This is a genomic window from Pseudonocardia sp. MH-G8 (genome assembly GCF_002262885.1).
Lineage (GTDB): Bacteria > Actinomycetota > Actinomycetes > Mycobacteriales > Pseudonocardiaceae > Pseudonocardia.
Genome location: NZ_NKYF01000018.1, coordinates 141,961 through 159,089, shown reverse-complemented (window position 1 = coordinate 159,089; position 17,129 = coordinate 141,961). Strand labels below are relative to the sequence as shown.

Genomic DNA, 17,129 nt, shown 5'->3' with positions numbered 1-17,129 from the left:
AGGAGGTGCGGGGTGGGCCTGGACCTGTCGTCCCTGATCCGCAGCCTCGCCGAGCAGGCGGTCCCCGAACCGGGTACGGGCCGGCTGCGGCTGCCCACCGAACGCGATCTCGGTGCCTCCCTGGAGGTGAGCCGGGGTGCGTTGCGCGAGCAGCTGTCGATGCTGGAAGCCCTGGGCTTCCTGGAGCGCACCCAGGGACGGGGCTCCTACCTGCGGGTCCCGGACGCCGGGTTCCTGCAGCTCTCCTTCGACCTGTCGCAGCAGCTCGGCCAGCTGACGCGCGGGCAGTTCGGCGCGGCGCGGGAGATGCTGGAGATCTCCGTCGCCGAGGCCGCGGCGGGCCTGGCCACCCGCGCGGACGTCGCGGAGCTGCGCGCGCTCGTCGACGAGATGGTGCGCGCCGCCGACGCGGGCGAGGACCACCGCGCCCTCGAGGCCGACGTGGAGTTCCACCGGCGCCTGTTCGCCGTGGTGGACAACCCCATCTTCACGATGATGCGCAACGGGCTGGCGCACGTCCTGCGCGACGCCGTCGTCGACCGCAGGCGACTGGCCGCGGAACGCGAGCCGGCGCCGCCCGGCGCAGCGCGGCCGTCCGACGCCGTGCACCACGAGATCGTCGACGCGCTCGCCGCCGGGGACGGTGACGCGGCGCGCACCGCGATGCGTCGCCACTTCCTGGTGTGGCGCGACGCCACCGGTACCCGCGAGCAACCCACGGACGGGAAGTTGCCATGACCCCAAGGAACGCGACCCCGAGGAACGTCACCTTCGTCGGCATCGGGGCCATCGGCCTGCCGATGGCCGGGCGGCTGGCTGCCGCAGGCCACCGCACCACCGGTGTGGACCCGCTCCCCCCAGCCCTCGAACGGGCCGCCGACGCGGGTCTGCCCGCCGTGTCCGCCTTCCCGGAGGCACCGCGGGCCGAGTTCGTGATCGTGATGGTCGCGACGCCCGACCAGCTCGCGGCACTGGTCGGCGAGGCGCTGGCCGGGGACGTGGACGGGCAGTGCTGGATCGTGATGAGCACCGTCGGGCCGGACGCGGTGCGCGCGCAGGGCGAGCGGTTGCGCGCCGCGGGAGCGAGCGTGCTCGACGTCCCCGTCACCGGCGGGGTGGCGCGGGCCAAGGCCGGCGAGCTGACGATGTTCGCCTCCGGCCCGGCGGTCGACGTCGCCGCGGCGCGCCCCGTGCTCGAGGCGCTCGGCACCGTCCGCGAGGTCGGCGGCGAGGTCGGGGAGGGGCAGGCGATCAAGGTCGTGAACCAGCACCTGTGCGCGGTCCACATCGTGGCCGCCGCCGAGGCGTTGGCGCTGGCCGACGCGCTCGGGCTCGACCAGGAGAAGGTCCTCTCCCTCGTGGAGCAGGGCGCCGCGGGCTCGTTCATGCTGTCGGACCGCGGTCGCCGCATGCTCGAGGACACCGACGTCGAGGTGGCCAGCGCGATCGGGATCTTCGTGAAGGACAGCGGGCTCGTCGCCGACGCCGCCCGCGCCGTCGCCGCCGGGACGCCGCTGCTCGACGCCGCCCGCGACCGCTACCTGGCGGCCGCCGACGCCGGGCTCACCGCACGTGACGACTCACGCGTGATCGAGACCTACTCGGGAGACCAGCGATGACCCCCTTCCCCGCCGAACGCACCGTGCTGCTGACGGGTGCGGCCTCGCCGCGCGGCATCGGCCGCGCCACCGCCGACCGGATGGCCCGGGAGGGGTGGGCGGTCGCCGTGCTCGACGTCGACGCGAGCCAGGCGGAGGCCGCGGCGGCCGAGATCGCGCAGGCCCGGGGTGTGCCGACCGTCGGCGTCGGCGCGGACGTCTCCGACGAGGCCGCGGTCGACGCGGCGGTCGCGCGGGTGGAGGCGGAGCTGCCGCCGCTGGTCGGGCTCGTCAACCTCGCCGGCATCAGCTCACCCACCCCGTTCGTGCAGGAGACGGTGGCGGGGTGGGACCGGGTCTTCGCGGTGAACGCGCGCGGCACGTTCGTCGTGACGCAGCGGGTGTTGCACGGAATGATCGACCGGAAGCTCGGGCGCGTCGTCAGCCTCTCGTCGGTGTCGGCCCAGCGTGGCGGCGGCACCTACTCGAAGGTGGCCTACAGCGCCTCGAAGGCCGCGATCATCGGTTTCACCCGCGCGCTCGCCCGGGAGGTGGGGGAGCACGGCATCACGGTCAACGCGGTGAGCCCCGGGCCGATCGACACCGACATCATGGGCGGCACCCTCACCGAGGAGCGCAAGGCGGCGATGGCGGCAGACACCCTGGTGGGCCGGGTCGGCACCCGCGACGAGGTCGCGGCGCTGATCGCGTTCCTGCTCGGCGAGGAGGCCGGCTGGATCACCGCCGCCACCTACGACATCAACGGCGGGCTGCAGATCTCATGACGAGTGAACCCGCGCTGCTCGCCGGCTACCCGCCCGAGGTGCCGGTCGCCGCGAGCGAGGTGGCCGCCTCGGTCGCCGCGTCGGGGCGCACCCTCGTGGTGCTCGACGACGACCCGACCGGCACCCAGTCCGTCGCCGACCTCCCCGTGCTCACCCGCTGGACGGTCGCGGACCTGCGGTGGGCCCTGGAACAGGACGCGCCCGCGGTCTACGTGCTGACCAACACCCGCAGCCTCGACCCGGAGGAGGCCGCGGCGCGCAACCGCGAGGTCGTCGCCAACGCCCTCGCCGCGGCGGACGGGCGCCCGCTCGGCTTCGTCAGCCGCAGCGACTCCACGCTGCGCGGCCACTTCCCGCTCGAGCCCGAGGTGATCGCCGACGAGCTCGCGCGCGTGGGCGTGCGCACCGACGGCGTCGTGATCGTCCCCGCGTTCCCGGACGCCGGACGGGTGACGATCGGCGGCACCCACTACATGCGGGGCGGGGGCGAGACCCTCGTCCCCGTGGCCGAGACGGAGTTCGCGCAGGACGCCACGTTCGGCTTCACGCGCTCGCACCTGGCCGAGTACGTCGAGGAGAAGTCGGGAGGGCGGTACGCGGCGCGCGACGTGGTGGTGCTCGACCTGGGCGTGATCCGGGGCGGGGCCGGCGGCATCGCGGACGCCCTCGCCGACGTGTCCGGCGGCGGTCCGGTCGTCGCCGACATCGTCACCGAGAACGACTTGCGCGCACTGGCCCTCGGCCTGGCCGAGGCGGAGCGGCGGGGCAAGGTGCTGCTCTACCGCGTGGGCCCGCCGTTCGTCCGGGGCCGGATCGGGCAGGAGGCGCGGGCGCCGCTCACCGCGGAGGAGGCCTACGGCGGGACGCCTGCTCCCGGCGGGGGGCTGATCGTCATCGGGTCGCACGTCGGGCTCACCACGCGGCAGCTCGACGCGCTGCGCGAGGGCCGCCCGGACGTGCGGACCGTCGAGCTGCACGTGCCGCAGCTGCTCGGCGACGCGCCCGCCGAGGTCGACGCCGTGGTCACCGACGTCGTGGCCGGGCTCGCCGACGGCGACGTCGTGCTGCACACCAGCCGCGCGCTGGTGCGGGGCGACTCCGCCGCCGCGAGCCTGGCGATCGCCCGTACCGTCTCGGCCGCGCTCGTCGAGGTCGTGCGGCGCACGCTCGCCCAGCGCCCGCCCCGGTTCGTGATCGCCAAGGGCGGGATCACGTCGTCGGACGTCGCAGGGGAGGGCCTGCAGATCCGCCGCGCGATCGTCCGCGGCCCGATGCTGCCGGGCATCGTCTCGCTGTGGGAACCGGTCGACGGCCCGGCGACGGGCATCCCCTACGTCGTGTTCGCGGGGAACGTGGGGGACGACGGGTCGCTGCTGGACGTCGTGCGCGTGCTGAGCGCCACGACCTGAGCGGCCGCGGGGCGGGCGGCACCACGCGACTCGCGCGCAGGGGACCCCGACTCGCGAGAGGTGGGGTCCCACCTCTCGCGAGTCGGGGTGTGAGGGCGGATGTGTCGTTGTCCTGGTACGCCGCTCGCGATCAGCCCTGGTGGGGGAGGCGGGAGGTCGTCGGCGGCACGAAGGTCTCCTTGATCGTGCGAGGGCTGGCCCAGCGGAGCAGGTTGAAGATCGAGCCGGCCTTGTCGTTCGTGCCGGACGCGCGGGCGCCGCCGAAGGGCTGCTGGCCCACGACCGAGCCGGTGGGCTTGTCGTTGATGTAGAAGTTGCCGGCGGTGAAGCGCAGCGCCTCCGCCGCGGCCACGACGGCCGACCGGTCCTGGGCGATCACCGAGCCGGTCAGCGCGTACGGGGAGCCCTGGTCGACGAGCTGCAGCGTGCGGTCGAAGTCGCCGTCCTCGTAGACGTTGACGGCCAGCAGCGGGCCGAAGTACTCGGTGGAGAAGACCTCGTTGCCCGGGTCGCCGCCGACGACGACCGTGGGCCGCACGAAGTAACCCGTGCTGTCGTCGGCGGTGCCGCCCGCGATCACCTCGAGGCCCGGGTCGGAGTGGGCCCGCGCGATCGCGGTGGTGACCTTGTCGTAGGCCCTGCGGTCGATCACGGCGCCGAGGAAGTTGCCGAAGTCCTCGACGTCGCCCATCGGCAGCGCCTCCACCTCGGCGACGAGGTCGTCGCGCAGCCGTGACCACAGCGAGCGCGGCACGAACGCGCGCGATGCCGCCGAGCACTTCTGGCCCTGGTACTCGAACGCGCCGCGGACGAGTGCGGTGCGCACGACGTCCGCCTCCGCGCTGGGGTGCGCGACGACGAAGTCCTTGCCGCCCGTCTCGCCGACCAGCCGCGGGTAGCTCGCGTAGCCGGCGATGTTCGCCCCGACCTGCTGCCACAGGTGCTGGAACGTCGCGGACGAGCCGGTGAAGTGGACGCCGGCGAGTGCCCGGTCGGCCAGCAGCACCTCGGAGACCTCGCGGCCGTCACCCGTCAGCAGGTTGATCACCCCGGGCGGCAGGCCGGCCGCCTCCAGAAGCCGCATCGTGAGGTGCGCGGCGAGCGTCTGCGTGGGTGACGGCTTCCAGATCACCGTGTTGCCCATCAGCGCGGGGGCCGTGGGCAGGTTCCCGGCGATCGCGGTGAAGTTGAACGGCGTGATCGCGTAGACGAAGCCCTCCAGCGGGCGGTAGTCCATGCGGTTCCACGCGCCCGGGGCACTGTTGGGCTGGTTCTCCAGGAGCTGGCGGGCGTAGGAGACGTTGAAGCGCCAGAAGTCGATGAGCTCGCAGGCCGCATCGATCTCGGCCTGGATGCAGGTCTTGCTCTGGCCGAGCATGGTGGCGGCGTTGAGCCGGTCGCGCCACGGACCGGACAGCAGGTCGGCGGCGCGCAACAGGATCGCCGCGCGGTCCTCGAACGGCATCGCGCGCCACGCGGGCGCGGCCCGCAGCGCGGCCTCGACGGCGGCCTTCGCCTCGCCGTGGCCCGCGTTCGCCGCGGTGCCCAGCACGTGGGCGTGGTCGTGCGGGGCGACGACATCGAACCGCGCGCCGCCCGCCATCTGCTGCTTGCCGTCGATGGTGACGGTCAGCTCGTGGTGCCGCCCGCCGAGGTCGGCGAGCGCGGCCTGGAGGCTCGCGCGTTCCGGTGAGCCCGGCGCGTAGTCGTGCACCGGCTCGTTGCGCGGCGTCGGGGTGGTGGTGATCGCGTCCATGGCAGGGGGCTCCCAGGGTCGGAGGTGCCTTGAACCCTAGGAAGAGCGCCCCGTTCGCGTGTCGTCCGTAGCGACGACGATCTGCCAGGGCGGTTGTCGGACCGGACAACCACCCAGAGCCCTCACACCGGCGTGGAGGCCTCAGAGTCGTAGGCCTCGTGGAGGAGCCGGGTGATCAGGGGGTCGTTCGCCAGACGATGCCCGCCGAGGCGCGTGATGGGGACGGCCGGGGTCCAGGAGTTCATCACCACCGCGCAGATGCGGTCCGTCAGATCGGACCGGCGGATCTCCCGAGACCGCTGGGGAACTCCGCGGGCGCTGAGCCGGCGGGCCAGGATCTGCATGGTCACCCCGCGCAGTACGTCGGCCTCCGGCCAGATCACGGAGTCGCCGTCCCAGAAGGCCAGGTTCCAGATCGTCGCTTCGCTCAGACGACCGGAACGGTCCTCGAAGGCGGCGTCGTCGAAGCCGCGGGCACGCGCTCTCCTGAGGTGGTGCGTCTTCGCCACCTCGCCGACGTGCTTGATGCGGGGCAGGTAGCGCTCGTGCCCGACGACGTCCAGCGCCAGTGGCCCCGCGGGTGGCTGCGCGGCCTCGGTGATCCGGACGACGACGTCGAGACCCCCTGCCGGGTCCGCGGGCATGAACTCGCCCGGGCGTGACGTGACGACGCAGGTCAGCGACGAGTCCGGCGGAGCGGCGGCGATCGCGGTGCGCAGGTACTCCCGGACCTGCGAGTCCGGCAGGTGTCGGCCGAACAGTTCGTCGCTGGCCGTCCGGAGGCGGTCGAGGTGCAGGTCCAGGGCCCGCACGGCCCGATCACGGACCTGCATGGCGGTGAAGTGGGCGTAGCCTGCGAATGCCAGCGGCGCGAGGTCCTCGGCGGTGGCGGCCCGACCGTTCAGGTGGGCGATCGAGATCGACATACCGGGAACGTAGGAGTTGACACCAGTGTCACAGGCAAGTCGCCAGGCGTGCGAGCTGCTCCGCGTCGGGGACCTGGCGGCGCGCACGGGGGTGAACCCGCGGCTCCTGCGCTACTACGAGAACCAGGGGCTCATCGAAGCGGCTCGGTCCTCGACCGGCCAACGACTCTTCGAGCCGACCGCGGTGGAGCAGGTCCGCTACGTCCGGCAGCTGCTGGACGCCGGGCTGCCGACGCGCGTCATCGGCGAGCTCCTCGGCTGCATCCGGGAATCGGGCCGCCTTGAGCCCTGTGCGGTGCCCACCCTCGTCGAGCACCTGCGCGCGCACGACGAGCGGATCGCGGGCCTCCTCGGCACCCGGCACGCGCTCCAGGGCCTGATCGACTCCTCGAGCCCCGCCCGGTAGCCCTCGGCATCAAGCGCGTTCGCGCGCGGCGGCCAGCAGTTGCAGGTGGTGCACCAACCGGGCGCGGGGGTCGTCCAGGCGCAGACCCGCGATCGCGGTCGCGCGCCGCACCCGGTAGCGCAGCGTGTTGGGGTGGACGGTCAGGCCCTCGGCCGCGGCGCGGACGTCGCCCATCGCGTCGAGCCAGGCCACCACCGATATGACCAGGTCGGTGCGGTGCTCCCGGTCGTAGGCGACGAGCCGGGCGACACCGGGGTCGCGCAGGTCCGGGTTCGCCTCCAAGAGGCCGAGGGTCTGGGTGAGCAGCACCTCCGCGCGGATCTCGCCGAACACCGCCACGTCCTGTGCCTCGCCCATCGCGTCCAGCACCCGGTCGGCTTCCCGCCGCGAGCCCGGCACACCCGCGAGGCCCGGTGCAGGGGACCCGATCCCCGCCTGGGCACGGACCCCGCTGCGGCGCCGGGCGGCCGTCACGACCTCGGCGCACATCGTCGTGAGCGCCGCGTCGGTGCGCCGCACCTCGGGCAGCACCGCGTACACCCGCGACTCCACCGCAGCGCACAGCGCGGCCCGCCGATGGCCCGCGGCGTGCACCGACACGATCTCGGTGAGCTCGGCGAGGCCCAGGTCGTGGCTGGTGGGGTCGCCGTCGCGCACGGCGAACGCGACGACCAGCGCGCCGACGTTCTCGTCCAGCCCGAACGTGCCGGCGACGAGGTCCGGGCTCGCCCGCCCGTCGAGCAGGCCGGCCACCAGGTCCCGCTCCCAGCGGCCCCCGGGCGCCTGCTGGCTGCGGCGGCGCACGAGATGCCCGGCCGCCACGCGCGCGGCGCCGACCAGCACGTCGGGCGCCCGCTCGGCGAACGGTTCCGCCCCTTCCTGCACCCAGATCGTCCCCAGCTGCCGGGGGCCCGCGTGGATGCCGACGGCCAGCCTGCGCCGGATGCCGAGATCGGCGTGCTCGTCGACGTGCACGACGTCCTCGCCGGCGCGCAACCGGTCGAACACGCCCCAGTCGCGCAGCGTCCGCAGGTAGCCCGGCGGGCCCTGGCGGCCCAGGATCGAGAGCCTCCGCAGCTCGTCGACCTGCGCCGCGTCGCCGTCGGAGCGGGAGTAGGCGAGCACCCGGCTGGCGGTGTCCTCGATGCTCACGACGCCGCGGGTGAGCAGCGCGACGGTCTGCGCGAGCGAGAACAGGTCGCCCGGGCCGTCCTCGCCCGTGGCGCCGCCCTCGTGCAGCACGTCGCGCGCGAGCGACTCGAGCCGCTCCCAACGCACGTCCGGCCGCACGAGCAGCAGGGCTGTGCCCGCCTCGGTCGCGGCGGCCCGCAGCACGTCGGCGGCCCCGCCGGATTTCACGGCCACGGCCGCGGCCCCGCGCCGGGCCGCGGCGCGCAGGGCCGCCGTCGCCGCCCGACCCCGGACCCCGATCACGAGGACCAGCTGGCCCGGGTAGCGGTCCGGCTCGTCGTCGGGATCGACGATCGCGAGCCCGGTCAGCGCGACGTCCAGTCCCGCCGGCGTCGCGGCGACCTCGACCAGCGGCTCGCCGATCGCGGCGAGCAGCTGGCGCAGCGTCGTGTCCACGGGCGGCCTCCTCTGGCTCCTCATCGGATCGGACGAGGGGAGGAGGCGAACCTTATCCGGCCGGACAAGCGCCAGTCCAAGATCCGCGGTATCGGTTGCTCATTGTCGTGATCACAACCATGAGCAACCGATACTCGTGATCACGGGCGCGGGGCGCTGTCCGGCCGGACCAAGGGGTCTTCGGATCCTTGTCCGGTCGGACCAGCCGGTCGGCTCCGCCCGCGCTCTACGGTCCTCCGCATGCTTCGCAGCACCCTGCTGGCCGCGGCCCGGTCGGACGCCGTCCGCGCCGCCGTCGAGTCCGGACCGTTCGACGCGCTGGTGGGCCGGTTCGTGGCCGGCACCACGCTGGACCAGGCCGTCGCCACGGCCCGGCGGATCACCGTCGATCGGTTGGTCACGGTGGACCACCTCGGCGAGGACACCACCGACCGCGACCGGGCCGACGCGAACGTCGCGGCGTACCGGGCGCTGCTGCACCGCCTCGGCGACGAGGGTCTGGCCGACCGCGTCGAGGTGTCGGTGAAGCTGTCCGCATTCGGGCAGCGGTTGCCCCGCGACGGGGAGAAGATCGCGCTGGAGTCCGCGCGGCAGGTGTGCGAGGCGGCCGCGGCCGTCGGCACCACCGTCACCGTCGACATGGAGGACCACACCACCACCGACGCCACGCTGCAGGCGGTGCGCGACCTGCGGGTCGACTTCCCCTGGCTGGGCGCGGTGCTGCAGTCGCAGCTGCGCCGCACCGAGGGCGACTGCCGCGACCTCGCCGGACCGGGATCGCGGGTGCGGCTGTGCAAGGGCGCCTACGACGAGCCCGAGTCGGCGGCGTTCCGGCGCACGGACGAGGTCGACCGGTCCTACGTCCGCTGCCTCAAGGTGCTCATGGCGGGGGACGGGTTGCCGATGGTCGCGACGCACGACCCGCGGCTGGTCGCGATCACGCGCCACCTCGCGCAGCGCGCCGGGCGCAGCGCGCGCGACTACGAGCTGCAGATGCTCTACGGCGTGCGGCCACGCGCACAGGCCGACCTGGCGGCCGAAGGGCAGCAGATCCGGGTGTACCTGCCCTACGGCACCGAGTGGTTCGGGTACTTCATGCGGCGCCTGGCCGAGCGGCCCGCGAACCTGGCGTTCTTCGCCCGTTCGCTCGTGACGCGCGGCTGAATCTGGGAGAAGATCCCGTTCGACAACGCAGTACCCCCGACCGACATTCCGGCCGGTACGCCGGCTCCCGAGTACGTACTCCTCGACGGGCGAAAGGAACTGCGATGTCCGATCAGACCTACGAGGTCGCCGCGCTGGTCATCTACTTCGCGGCGATGATCGGGATCGGCTACTACGCCTACCGGCAGACGAGCGATCACGAGGGGTACATGCTGGCCGGGCGCCAGCTCCCACCGTGGACGGCCGCGTTGAGCGCGGGCGCCTCGGACATGTCGGGCTGGCTGATGATGGGCCTTCCCGGAGCGATCTACGTCGCCGGCCTCGTCGAGGCGTGGATCGCCATCGGCCTGACCGTCGGGGCCTACCTGAACTGGCGGTTCGTGGCGCCGCGGCTGCGCTCCTACACCGAGGTGGCGAGGAACTCGATCACGATCCCGAGCTTCTTCGAGAACCGGTTGCACGACAGTTCGCGGGCGTTGCGGGTGGCGTCGGGGGCCATCATCCTGGTGTTCTTCACGTTCTACGTGTCCTCGATGCTGGTGGCCGGCGGCCAATTCTTCGAGCTCGCCTTCAACGGCCCCTACCTGCTTGGCATGATCCTCGTCGCCGTGGTGACCCTGAGCTACACGCTGTTCGGCGGCTTCCTCGGAGCCTCCCTCACCGACGTGGTGCAGGGCGTGATGATGATGCTCGCCCTGCTGGTCGTGCCGGTTGCCGCGATCTTCGCGGTCGGCGGGCTCGGGGAGACGGCCGCGGGGATCCGCGAGGTCGACCCGGCGCGGCTGTCCCTGGTGGGCGGAGCGGGGCTGACCGCGACGGCAGCGATCGGCATCATCTCGGCAGCGGCCTGGGGCCTGGGGTACTTCGGCCAGCCGCACGTCATCGTGCGGTTCATGGCCATGCGGGACGTCGCATCGGCCGGGCCGGCGCGGCGGATCGGCATCAGCTGGATGGTCGTGTCGCTGCTCGGCGCGGTCGCCTGCGGCCTCATCGGCATCGCGTTCTTCCTGCGCACGCCCAGTCCGCTGGACGACCCCGAGCTCGTGGTGCTGGCGATGTCGCAGCTCCTGCTGCACCCACTGGTCGTCGGCTTCGTGTTCGCCGCCGTGCTGGCGGCGATCATGAGCACCGTGTCGAGCCAGCTGATCGTCAGCTCCTCGGCCTTCGTGGAGGACCTGTACAAGGTCTTCGGCCGCGACACCTCGCCGCGCACCCTGATGCTGCTCGGCCGGCTGTGCGTGCTGGGGGTCGCCCTGATCGGCGGCGTGCTGGCCCTCAACCCGAGTGACACGATCCTGGACCTGGTCGCGTTCGCCTGGGCCGGATTCGGCGCCTCCTTCGGCCCGGCCGTCCTGCTGTGCCTGTTCTGGCGCAAGCTCACCAACTGGGGCGCTCTGGCCGGAATGGTCGCCGGCGCGGTCACCGTCTTCGCGTGGGACGCCTACGGCGAGGCCGTCTCCGGCGTGGACCTCTACGAGATCGTGCCCGCGTTCGCCGTGAACCTCGTGGTGGCCGCCGTCGTCAGCAGGATGACCTACGTGCCGAACGCGGAGATCGAGCGCGAGTTCGACGCGGCGATCGAGGGTCTCCAGGAGAAGCGGGTGGCCGCGTCGTAGTGCGCCGCCGGTGGCCGTGCTCAGGAGTTGCCGTACACCCGCTCGGGCTCGACCAGCACGGCCACCCGGCGCTCCTCGCGCATCACTCGGTCGTAGGCGTCCCAGTCGTCGTGCGTGCCCCCGGCGCCGGTGAACACGGCGCGCAGCAGCAACCGCACGCCGTCGGCGTCCAGACCGTCGGCCGGGTCGTCGGGGCCGATGAGCTCGCTGCGGCCGTCGACGCCCACCCACTGCCACCCGGCCCGCCACAGCAGTGACGTGTCCGGGCGCTCCCGGAGGCTGCGCAGCTTCACCGGGCCGTAGGTGACGTAGCCGACCACCGGGCGGTGGGTGAGCGGGTGCTCGAGCACGCCCGCGTTCACGAGCGAGGTGTGCGGCGTGCCGTCGGCGCGGACGACGGCGACGCTCGCCAGGCCGTGCTCGCGGGTGACCATGCTGCGGACCGGGGCGAGATCGATGGCGGACACACGGCAAGTCTGGCACCGATCAGGGACGGCGGAGGGGATGGACGCCCCGCCCCACCAGCACCTTGGAGCCTTGCTGCTGTTCTGAGCGCTCAAAAACAGCACTAAGGCTCCAAGGTGGGGGTGGGTGCCCGGATCGGTCGGTCGGGTTCCCAGCGCCTACCCTCCCGTTCCATGACGCAGAAGGTGCGGGTCGCTGTCGTGTTCGGGGGCCGGAGCAGCGAGCACGCCATCTCCTGCGTCTCCGCCGGAGCCGTGCTGTCGCACCTCGATCCGGAGCGTTTCGAGGTCGTGCCGGTCGGCATCACCCGCGACGGGGCCTGGGTGCTGGGCACCGCCGACCCCCGCGAGCTCGTGATCTCCGATCGGGCGCTGCCCTCGGTCGATGCCACCGGCACCGCGCTGGCGCTGCCCGGGGACCCCACGCGCGGCGGGCTCGTCGTCCTCGACGCGGACCGGGCGGGCGAGGTGTTCTCGGGCGTCGACGTCGTGTTCCCGGTGCTGCACGGCCCGTTCGGCGAGGACGGCACGATCCAGGGGCTGCTGGAGATGGCGGGCCTGCCCTACGTCGGGGCGGGCGTGCTCGCGAGCGCCGTGTCGATGGACAAGGAGTTCACCAAGAAGCTGCTGGCGGCCGAGGGCCTTCCCGTCGGGGAGCTCGTCGTGCTGCGACCCGGCACGGCCACGCTGACGGCGGCGCAACGCGAGCGGCTCGGCCTGCCGGCGTTCGTCAAGCCGGCCCGGGCGGGCTCCTCGGTGGGGATCACCCGCGTCACCGACTGGGCAGACCTGGACGCCGCGATCGCGCTGGCCCGCGAGCACGACCCGAAGGTGCTGGTGGAGGCGGCGGTCGTCGGCAGGGAGGTCGAGTGCGCAGTGCTCGAGCTCCCCGACGGCAGCGTGCGCGCCAGCGTGCCCGCGGAGATCCGGATCACCGGCACCACCGCGGGCGGCACCACACCCGGCTTCTACGACTTCGAGGCCAAGTACCTCGACGACGTCTGCGAGTTCGACATCCCCGCAAAGCTCGACGACGACGTGGCCGAGCGGCTGCGCGCCATGGCGGTGGACGCCTTCCGCGCCGTCGACGGGCAGGGCCTCGCGCGCGTGGACTTCTTCGTCGGCCCCGACGGGGAGCTCACCGTCAACGAGGTCAACACGATGCCGGGGTTCACGCCGATCTCGATGTACCCGCGGGCGTGGGCGGTCACCGGCATCGACTTCGCGACGCTGCTGACCACGCTCGTCGAGACGGCGCAGGCCCGCGGCACCGGCCTGCGCTGAATCCCGGCTCAGTCCGGTGCGGCGTGACCGTGCACCAGGCGGGTGAGGGCGGGGCCCAGCGCGTGGCGCTGCTCGCCCACCCGGACCCACCGCGGCCCGCCGAACGGCGCCTGCTCCTCGACCACGATCACGACGCCGGGGTAGATGCCGAGCTCGCCGAGGTAGCGCAGGGCCGCGCTGTCGCGGTCGGACACCCGGTCCACGTGGAAGCAGTCGCCGGTGGGTGCGGCGTCGAGCGACTCGCCCCACCCCTCCTCGTGCGGGCCGTCGCGGGGTGGGATCGGGTCGCCGTGCGGGTCGTGCGTCGGGTGGCCGAGCGCGGCGTCGATGCGTTCCTCGAGCCGGTCGGACAGGGCGTGCTCGAGCAGCTCCGCCTCGGCGTGCACCTCGTCCCACGGCACGTCGAGCATGCGGGCCAGGAAGGTCTCCAGCAGCCGGTGCCGCCGTACGACGCGCAGCGCGGCCCGCTCCCCGGACGCGGTGAGCTCCAGCGAGCGGCTGTCCGGGCGGACCAGCATCCGCCCGTCCTCGAGGCGCTTCACCATGGCCGAGACCGACGGGGCCGACACGCCGAGCTCGCTCGCCAGCTGCCCGGTGGTGACCGGCTCGCCGCGATGGGCGAGGTGGTAGATCGCCTTCAGGTAGTCCTCGGTCGCCCGGGACAACGTCACCATGCGGGGAATCGTATGCCGCGCGAGGTCAGCGCACCGCCACCGCGGTGGCGGGCAGGGTCTCGCGCACCACGTCGGCCACCTGCTGCAGCGGCCCGCTCCCGGCGTCGACGGGCGTGGTCACCGCCACGTACACCGGCCGGTCCACGGCGATGTAGCTGACCTGCACGGGTTCGGGCAGGCCGTCGTCGAGCTGCAGCCAGCGCACCCCGTTGACCTCCAGCAGGGCCGAGGTCGGCGTCAGCTCGACAGGGCGGGGCAGTCCGCAGCGCAGCACGACCGGCCGGGGGGCCGCCGCCCAGGCGCGCACGCCCGGCAGCTGCTCGGCCTCGGCGATCGGGCGGGGCGGCAGGGGGCCGTCCGGACCGTCCAGCTCGGTGGGGAGGGCGGCGAGCAGGCTCGCGCATTCCGGTCCGGAGGCGCCGGGGGAGTCGACCGGGGCGACCGCGAGCGGCCCCGTGTCCGGTGGCGGTGGCGCGCCGACGCCCTGCACGCGCGCGACGACCGCGATGGCGGCCACCGTGACGGCGAGCAGCAGCGGCAGCGCGATCGCGATCGCCACCGGCAGGGAGACCCGGGTACGCACGGGAGGTCAGGAGAGGTGCACCACCGGGCAGGTCAGCGTGCGCGTGATGCCGCTGACGCCCTGCACCTGCGCGACGACGAGCTGCCCGAGGAGGTCGACGTCGTCGGACTGGGCGCGCACGATCACGTCGTACGGGCCGGTGACGTCCTCCGCGGAGACGACCCCAGCGATCTTGGAAATCTCGGCGGCGACGGCGGCGGCCTTGCCGACCTCGGTCTGCACCAGGATGTAAGCCTGCACCACGGCGAGCCCCTTCCAGTTCGATCGTTGGGCGTAGGAGAGTCGGAGACCGAACGTACCGGAGGAGGCGCCCGTGCCCACATCGCAACCGCCCCCGACGGGGGGTGCGGAGGCGGAGAACACACCCGCGAACACACTCGCCGGTATCGGCGAGTTCGGTCTGATCGACCGGCTCACCGCTGAGCGCGTGCCGACACCCGCCACCCTGCTCGGGCCTGGTGACGACGCCGCCGTCGTCGCCGCGCCGGACGGAAGGGTGGTGGCGAGCACGGACGTGCTCGTCGCCGGCGTGCACTTCCGGCTGGACTGGTCGAGCCCCGAGCAGATCGGGCGCAAGGCCGCGGCGGCCAACCTCGCCGACATCGCCGCCATGGGCGCGGTGCCCACGGCGCTGCTCGTCGGGCTCGCGTGCCCGCCCGACACCCCCGTCGAGACGCTCACCGGGCTGACCGACGGGCTGTGGGCGGAGGCGCGCTCGGTGGGTGCGGGCGTGGTGGGCGGCGACGTGGCGTCGTCGGCCACGCTGGTGCTGTCGGTCACCGCGCTCGGCTCGCTGGACGGGCGGGAGGCGGTGACGCGCGCCGGCGCCCGTCCCGGGGACCGGGTCGCGATCGCCGGGCGCGTGGGGTGGGCGGCGGCCGGGTGGGCCGTGCTGGCGCGCGGTTTCCGCTCGCCGGTGGCCGTGGTCTCGGCGCACCGGGTGCCGGAGCCGCCGTACGCGGCGGGTCCGCAGGCGGCCGACGCGGGCGCCACGGCGATGATCGACGTCTCCGACGGGCTGCTCGCCGATCTCGGCCACGTCGCCCGGGCCTCCGGGGTGCGCATCGACGTGCGCAGCGCCGCGTTCGAGGTGCCCTCCCGACTGGTCGACGTCGGCGCGGCACTCGGTGTCGACCCCCTGCACTGGTTCCTCACCGGGGGCGAGGACCACGCGCTCGTCGCGACCTTCCCCGGAGCGCTCCCGGACGGCTGGACGGCGATCGGCACCGTGTCGGAAGGAGAACCGGAAGTCCTGGTGAACGGCCGGGCCTACGAAGGCGGCCCGGAAGGCTGGGAACACTTCGCTGCCCGCTGACCGACGGCACCGCGACACCGGCGCGGTAACGATCGTGTCCTTTTCGTCGCTCGGGGTGCGGGGTCGACCTACGATCACCCGATCGAGTCGACGATGCCTCGGGGAGCGCCAGGATGAATGTCCGTATGGAGTTCGACCGCCGCCGGTTTCTGCAGGCCACGGGCCTGGCGGCGCTCGGCGGCACGATGGTGGCGTGCGGCGGGGGCGGTGACGAGGGCGGCGGCGGGGCGCCCGCACCGAGCAGCCCCGCACCTGCCGGCACGTTCACGGAGCCGACTGCGCCGCTGTCGGGGGCCCTGTCGATCCTGATGTGGAGCCACTTCGTGCCCGCGCACGACACGTGGTTCGACCCGTGGGTCAAGGAGTGGGGCAGCCGGGTCGGCGTGGAGGTCACCGTCGACCACATCAACTACGCCGAGCTGCCGGCCCGCACGCAGGCCGAGATCCAGGCAGGTCAGGGGCACGACCTGATCCTGCACATCTCCCCGGTGCCGCAGTACGAGCCGAGCGTCCTCGACCTCACCGACGTCGTCACCGAGGCGAACAACCGCCACGGCGAGATGCGGGAGCTCTGCCAGAAGTCCTCGTTCAACCCCACCACCGGCAGGTACTTCGCGTACGCGCCGGCCTGGGTCCCCGACCCCGGCGACTACCGCAAGAGCCTCTGGACCCCGGTGGGGCTCCCCGACGGCCCCACCACGTGGGACGACCTGCTCCGGGCCGGCACCCAGATCAAGAACGACCAGGGCGTCCAGCTGGGCGTCGGGATGTCGCAGGAGATCGACTCCAACATGGCGGGCCGGGCCCTGCTGTGGTCGTTCGGCGCGTCGATCCAGGACGCCTCGGAGCAGGTGGTCATCAACTCGCCCGAGACCGTGGCGGCGGTCGAGTTCATGAGCAGGCTCTACACGGACGCGATGACCCCCGAGGTCTTCTCGTGGAACGCCGCGTCCAACAACCAGGGCCTCGCCGCGGGGCAGCTGTCCTACATCCTCAACTCGCTCTCGGCCTGGCGGACCACGCAGGAGACCGACCCCGAGACCGCGGCCGACATCTTCTTCACCCCGGCCCTGCGCGGTCCCGCGGACGCCCGCGCCGCCAGCCACGTCATGTACAACTGGATCGTCCCGAACCACGCCGCCAACCCGGAGGCGGCCAAGGAGTTCCTGCTGCACTACACGGGCAACCTCGACGTGGTGGCCTGGCACTCCAAGCTCTACGACTTCCCGGCCTACCCCGACGTCGTGCCCGACCTCGGTGCGTGGCTGAGCGCGGACCCCTACGGTGCGCAGCCGGCGAACAAGCTCGCGCTGCTGGAGAGCGCCATCGACTGGAGCACCAACATCGGGTACCCGGGCACCGCCAACACGGCCGAGGGCGAGGTGTTCGCCACGTTCGTCATCCCGAACATGTTCGCCAGGGCCGCGCGGGGCGAGGTCAGCCCGCAGCAGGCGGTCGCCGACGCCGAGGCGCAGATCACCCCGATCTTCGACAACTGGCGGACGCGAGGCCTGATCGGCACGGGCGGGAGTTGAGCGTTCTTGAGCACCGCCGACGTATCG

The 17,129-nt window shown here is 73.3% G+C and carries 17 protein-coding genes; 10 read left to right on the top strand and 7 right to left on the bottom strand.

Translation table 11 applies throughout. The features are described 5' to 3' along the window. The first annotated feature begins 12 nt into the window (after positions 1-12). From CFP66_RS31255 to CFP66_RS31240, 4 genes are read left to right on the top strand one after another with little or no spacing between them, the layout of a single operon-like run. Complete coding sequence (locus CFP66_RS31255; protein WP_198961781.1) at positions 13-738, top strand: FadR/GntR family transcriptional regulator; 726 nt, start codon at positions 13-15, stop codon at positions 736-738. Next, positions 735-1,619, top strand: a complete 885-nt coding sequence (locus tag CFP66_RS31250; protein WP_094928802.1) for an NAD(P)-dependent oxidoreductase — start codon at positions 735-737, stop codon at positions 1,617-1,619. Before CFP66_RS31255 ends, CFP66_RS31250 begins: the two co-directional genes overlap by 4 nt. Then, positions 1,616-2,383 (top strand): SDR family NAD(P)-dependent oxidoreductase, encoded by a 768-nt coding sequence (locus tag CFP66_RS31245; RefSeq protein WP_094928801.1) that lies wholly within the window; start codon positions 1,616-1,618, stop codon positions 2,381-2,383. The genes CFP66_RS31250 and CFP66_RS31245 overlap by 4 nt, the downstream gene beginning before the upstream one ends. Then, a complete protein-coding gene (locus CFP66_RS31240; protein WP_094928800.1) occupies positions 2,380-3,792 on the top strand; it encodes a four-carbon acid sugar kinase family protein in 1,413 nt (470 codons plus the stop codon). Before CFP66_RS31245 ends, CFP66_RS31240 begins: the two co-directional genes overlap by 4 nt. Before the next feature lie 130 nt (positions 3,793-3,922). On the opposite strand, the gene pruA is transcribed toward CFP66_RS31240, so the two are convergent. Then, complete coding sequence (pruA, locus tag CFP66_RS31235) at positions 3,923-5,548, bottom strand: L-glutamate gamma-semialdehyde dehydrogenase (protein ID WP_094928799.1); 1,626 nt, start codon at positions 5,546-5,548, stop codon at positions 3,923-3,925. A gap of 122 nt (positions 5,549-5,670) precedes the next feature. After that, entirely contained in the window at positions 5,671-6,474 is an 804-nt protein-coding gene (locus CFP66_RS31230) for an aminotransferase class IV family protein (protein WP_094928798.1), read from the bottom strand. 25 nt (positions 6,475-6,499) lie between these two features. Here CFP66_RS31230 and CFP66_RS31225 point away from each other — a divergent pair, with 25 nt between their 5' ends. Next, positions 6,500-6,880 carry a MerR family transcriptional regulator gene (locus CFP66_RS31225; RefSeq protein WP_198961780.1) on the top strand — a complete coding sequence of 127 codons (381 nt, stop codon included), beginning with the start codon at positions 6,500-6,502 and terminating at the stop codon, positions 6,878-6,880. Between the two features lie 9 nt (positions 6,881-6,889). Here the strand turns inward: CFP66_RS31225 and CFP66_RS31220 are convergent, their stop codons facing one another. Continuing rightward, on the bottom strand, positions 6,890-8,467 hold the full coding sequence (locus tag CFP66_RS31220) for a CdaR family transcriptional regulator (RefSeq protein ID WP_233159864.1): 1,578 nt from the start codon (positions 8,465-8,467) through the stop codon (positions 6,890-6,892). Between the two features lie 240 nt (positions 8,468-8,707). On the opposite strand from CFP66_RS31220, the gene CFP66_RS31215 reads away from it, so the two are divergent. Then, positions 8,708-9,631: a proline dehydrogenase family protein gene (locus CFP66_RS31215; RefSeq protein ID WP_094928796.1), complete on the top strand. Its 924-nt coding sequence runs from the start codon at positions 8,708-8,710 to the stop codon at positions 9,629-9,631. 104 nt (positions 9,632-9,735) lie between these two features. Continuing rightward, positions 9,736-11,247, top strand: coding sequence for a sodium/proline symporter PutP (gene putP / locus CFP66_RS31210; RefSeq protein WP_094928795.1), 1,512 nt, complete (start codon positions 9,736-9,738; stop codon positions 11,245-11,247). Between the two features lie 20 nt (positions 11,248-11,267). Here the strand turns inward: putP and CFP66_RS31205 are convergent, their stop codons facing one another. Continuing rightward, positions 11,268-11,681, bottom strand: a complete 414-nt coding sequence (locus CFP66_RS31205) for a pyridoxamine 5'-phosphate oxidase family protein (protein WP_094928831.1) — start codon at positions 11,679-11,681, stop codon at positions 11,268-11,270. A 204-nt stretch (positions 11,682-11,885) separates the two neighbouring features. Here CFP66_RS31205 and CFP66_RS31200 point away from each other — a divergent pair, with 204 nt between their 5' ends. Next, positions 11,886-12,995, top strand: a complete 1,110-nt coding sequence (locus tag CFP66_RS31200) for a D-alanine--D-alanine ligase family protein (RefSeq protein WP_094928794.1) — start codon at positions 11,886-11,888, stop codon at positions 12,993-12,995. Positions 12,996-13,003: 8 nt separating this feature from the next. Here the strand turns inward: CFP66_RS31200 and CFP66_RS31195 are convergent, their stop codons facing one another. Genes CFP66_RS31195 through CFP66_RS31185 form a run of 3 tightly spaced genes read right to left on the bottom strand, consistent with a single transcriptional unit; the run spans position 13,004 to position 14,495 of the window. Beyond that, positions 13,004-13,669: a metal-dependent transcriptional regulator gene (locus CFP66_RS31195; RefSeq protein ID WP_094928793.1), complete on the bottom strand. Its 666-nt coding sequence runs from the start codon at positions 13,667-13,669 to the stop codon at positions 13,004-13,006. A 25-nt stretch (positions 13,670-13,694) separates the two neighbouring features. Continuing rightward, positions 13,695-14,252 (bottom strand): DUF3515 domain-containing protein, encoded by a 558-nt coding sequence (locus CFP66_RS31190; RefSeq protein ID WP_094928792.1) that lies wholly within the window; start codon positions 14,250-14,252, stop codon positions 13,695-13,697. A gap of 6 nt (positions 14,253-14,258) precedes the next feature. Further along, complete coding sequence (locus CFP66_RS31185; protein WP_094928791.1) at positions 14,259-14,495, bottom strand: Lrp/AsnC ligand binding domain-containing protein; 237 nt, start codon at positions 14,493-14,495, stop codon at positions 14,259-14,261. 70 nt (positions 14,496-14,565) lie between these two features. Between CFP66_RS31185 and CFP66_RS31180 the strand changes: the two genes are divergently transcribed. Together CFP66_RS31180 and CFP66_RS31175 are read left to right on the top strand one after the other, a co-directional pair. After that, positions 14,566-15,567, top strand: a complete 1,002-nt coding sequence (locus CFP66_RS31180; RefSeq protein WP_094928790.1) for a thiamine-phosphate kinase — start codon at positions 14,566-14,568, stop codon at positions 15,565-15,567. A gap of 113 nt (positions 15,568-15,680) precedes the next feature. After that, a complete protein-coding gene (locus CFP66_RS31175; RefSeq protein WP_233159863.1) occupies positions 15,681-17,102 on the top strand; it encodes an ABC transporter substrate-binding protein in 1,422 nt (473 codons plus the stop codon). The last annotated feature ends 27 nt before the right edge of the window (positions 17,103-17,129 follow it).

What these genes read in the sequence shown, in the direction of transcription:
- CFP66_RS31195 (WP_094928793.1), bottom strand. Translation starts at nt 13,669, where the DNA reads ATGGTGACGTTGTCCCGGGCGACCGAGGACTACCTGAAGGCGATCTAC.
- pruA (WP_094928799.1), bottom strand. Translation starts at nt 5,548, where the DNA reads ATGGACGCGATCACCACCACCCCGACGCCGCGCAACGAGCCGGTGCAC.
- CFP66_RS31230 (WP_094928798.1), bottom strand. Translation starts at nt 6,474, where the DNA reads ATGTCGATCTCGATCGCCCACCTGAACGGTCGGGCCGCCACCGCCGAG.
- CFP66_RS31175 (WP_233159863.1), top strand. Translation starts at nt 15,681, where the DNA reads ATGAATGTCCGTATGGAGTTCGACCGCCGCCGGTTTCTGCAGGCCACG.
- CFP66_RS31250 (WP_094928802.1), top strand. Translation starts at nt 735, where the DNA reads ATGACCCCAAGGAACGCGACCCCGAGGAACGTCACCTTCGTCGGCATC.
- CFP66_RS31245 (WP_094928801.1), top strand. Translation starts at nt 1,616, where the DNA reads ATGACCCCCTTCCCCGCCGAACGCACCGTGCTGCTGACGGGTGCGGCC.
- CFP66_RS31200 (WP_094928794.1), top strand. Translation starts at nt 11,886, where the DNA reads ATGACGCAGAAGGTGCGGGTCGCTGTCGTGTTCGGGGGCCGGAGCAGC.
- putP (WP_094928795.1), top strand. Translation starts at nt 9,736, where the DNA reads ATGTCCGATCAGACCTACGAGGTCGCCGCGCTGGTCATCTACTTCGCG.
- CFP66_RS31240 (WP_094928800.1), top strand. Translation starts at nt 2,380, where the DNA reads ATGACGAGTGAACCCGCGCTGCTCGCCGGCTACCCGCCCGAGGTGCCG.
- CFP66_RS31215 (WP_094928796.1), top strand. Translation starts at nt 8,708, where the DNA reads ATGCTTCGCAGCACCCTGCTGGCCGCGGCCCGGTCGGACGCCGTCCGC.
- CFP66_RS31205 (WP_094928831.1), bottom strand. Translation starts at nt 11,681, where the DNA reads ATGGTCACCCGCGAGCACGGCCTGGCGAGCGTCGCCGTCGTCCGCGCC.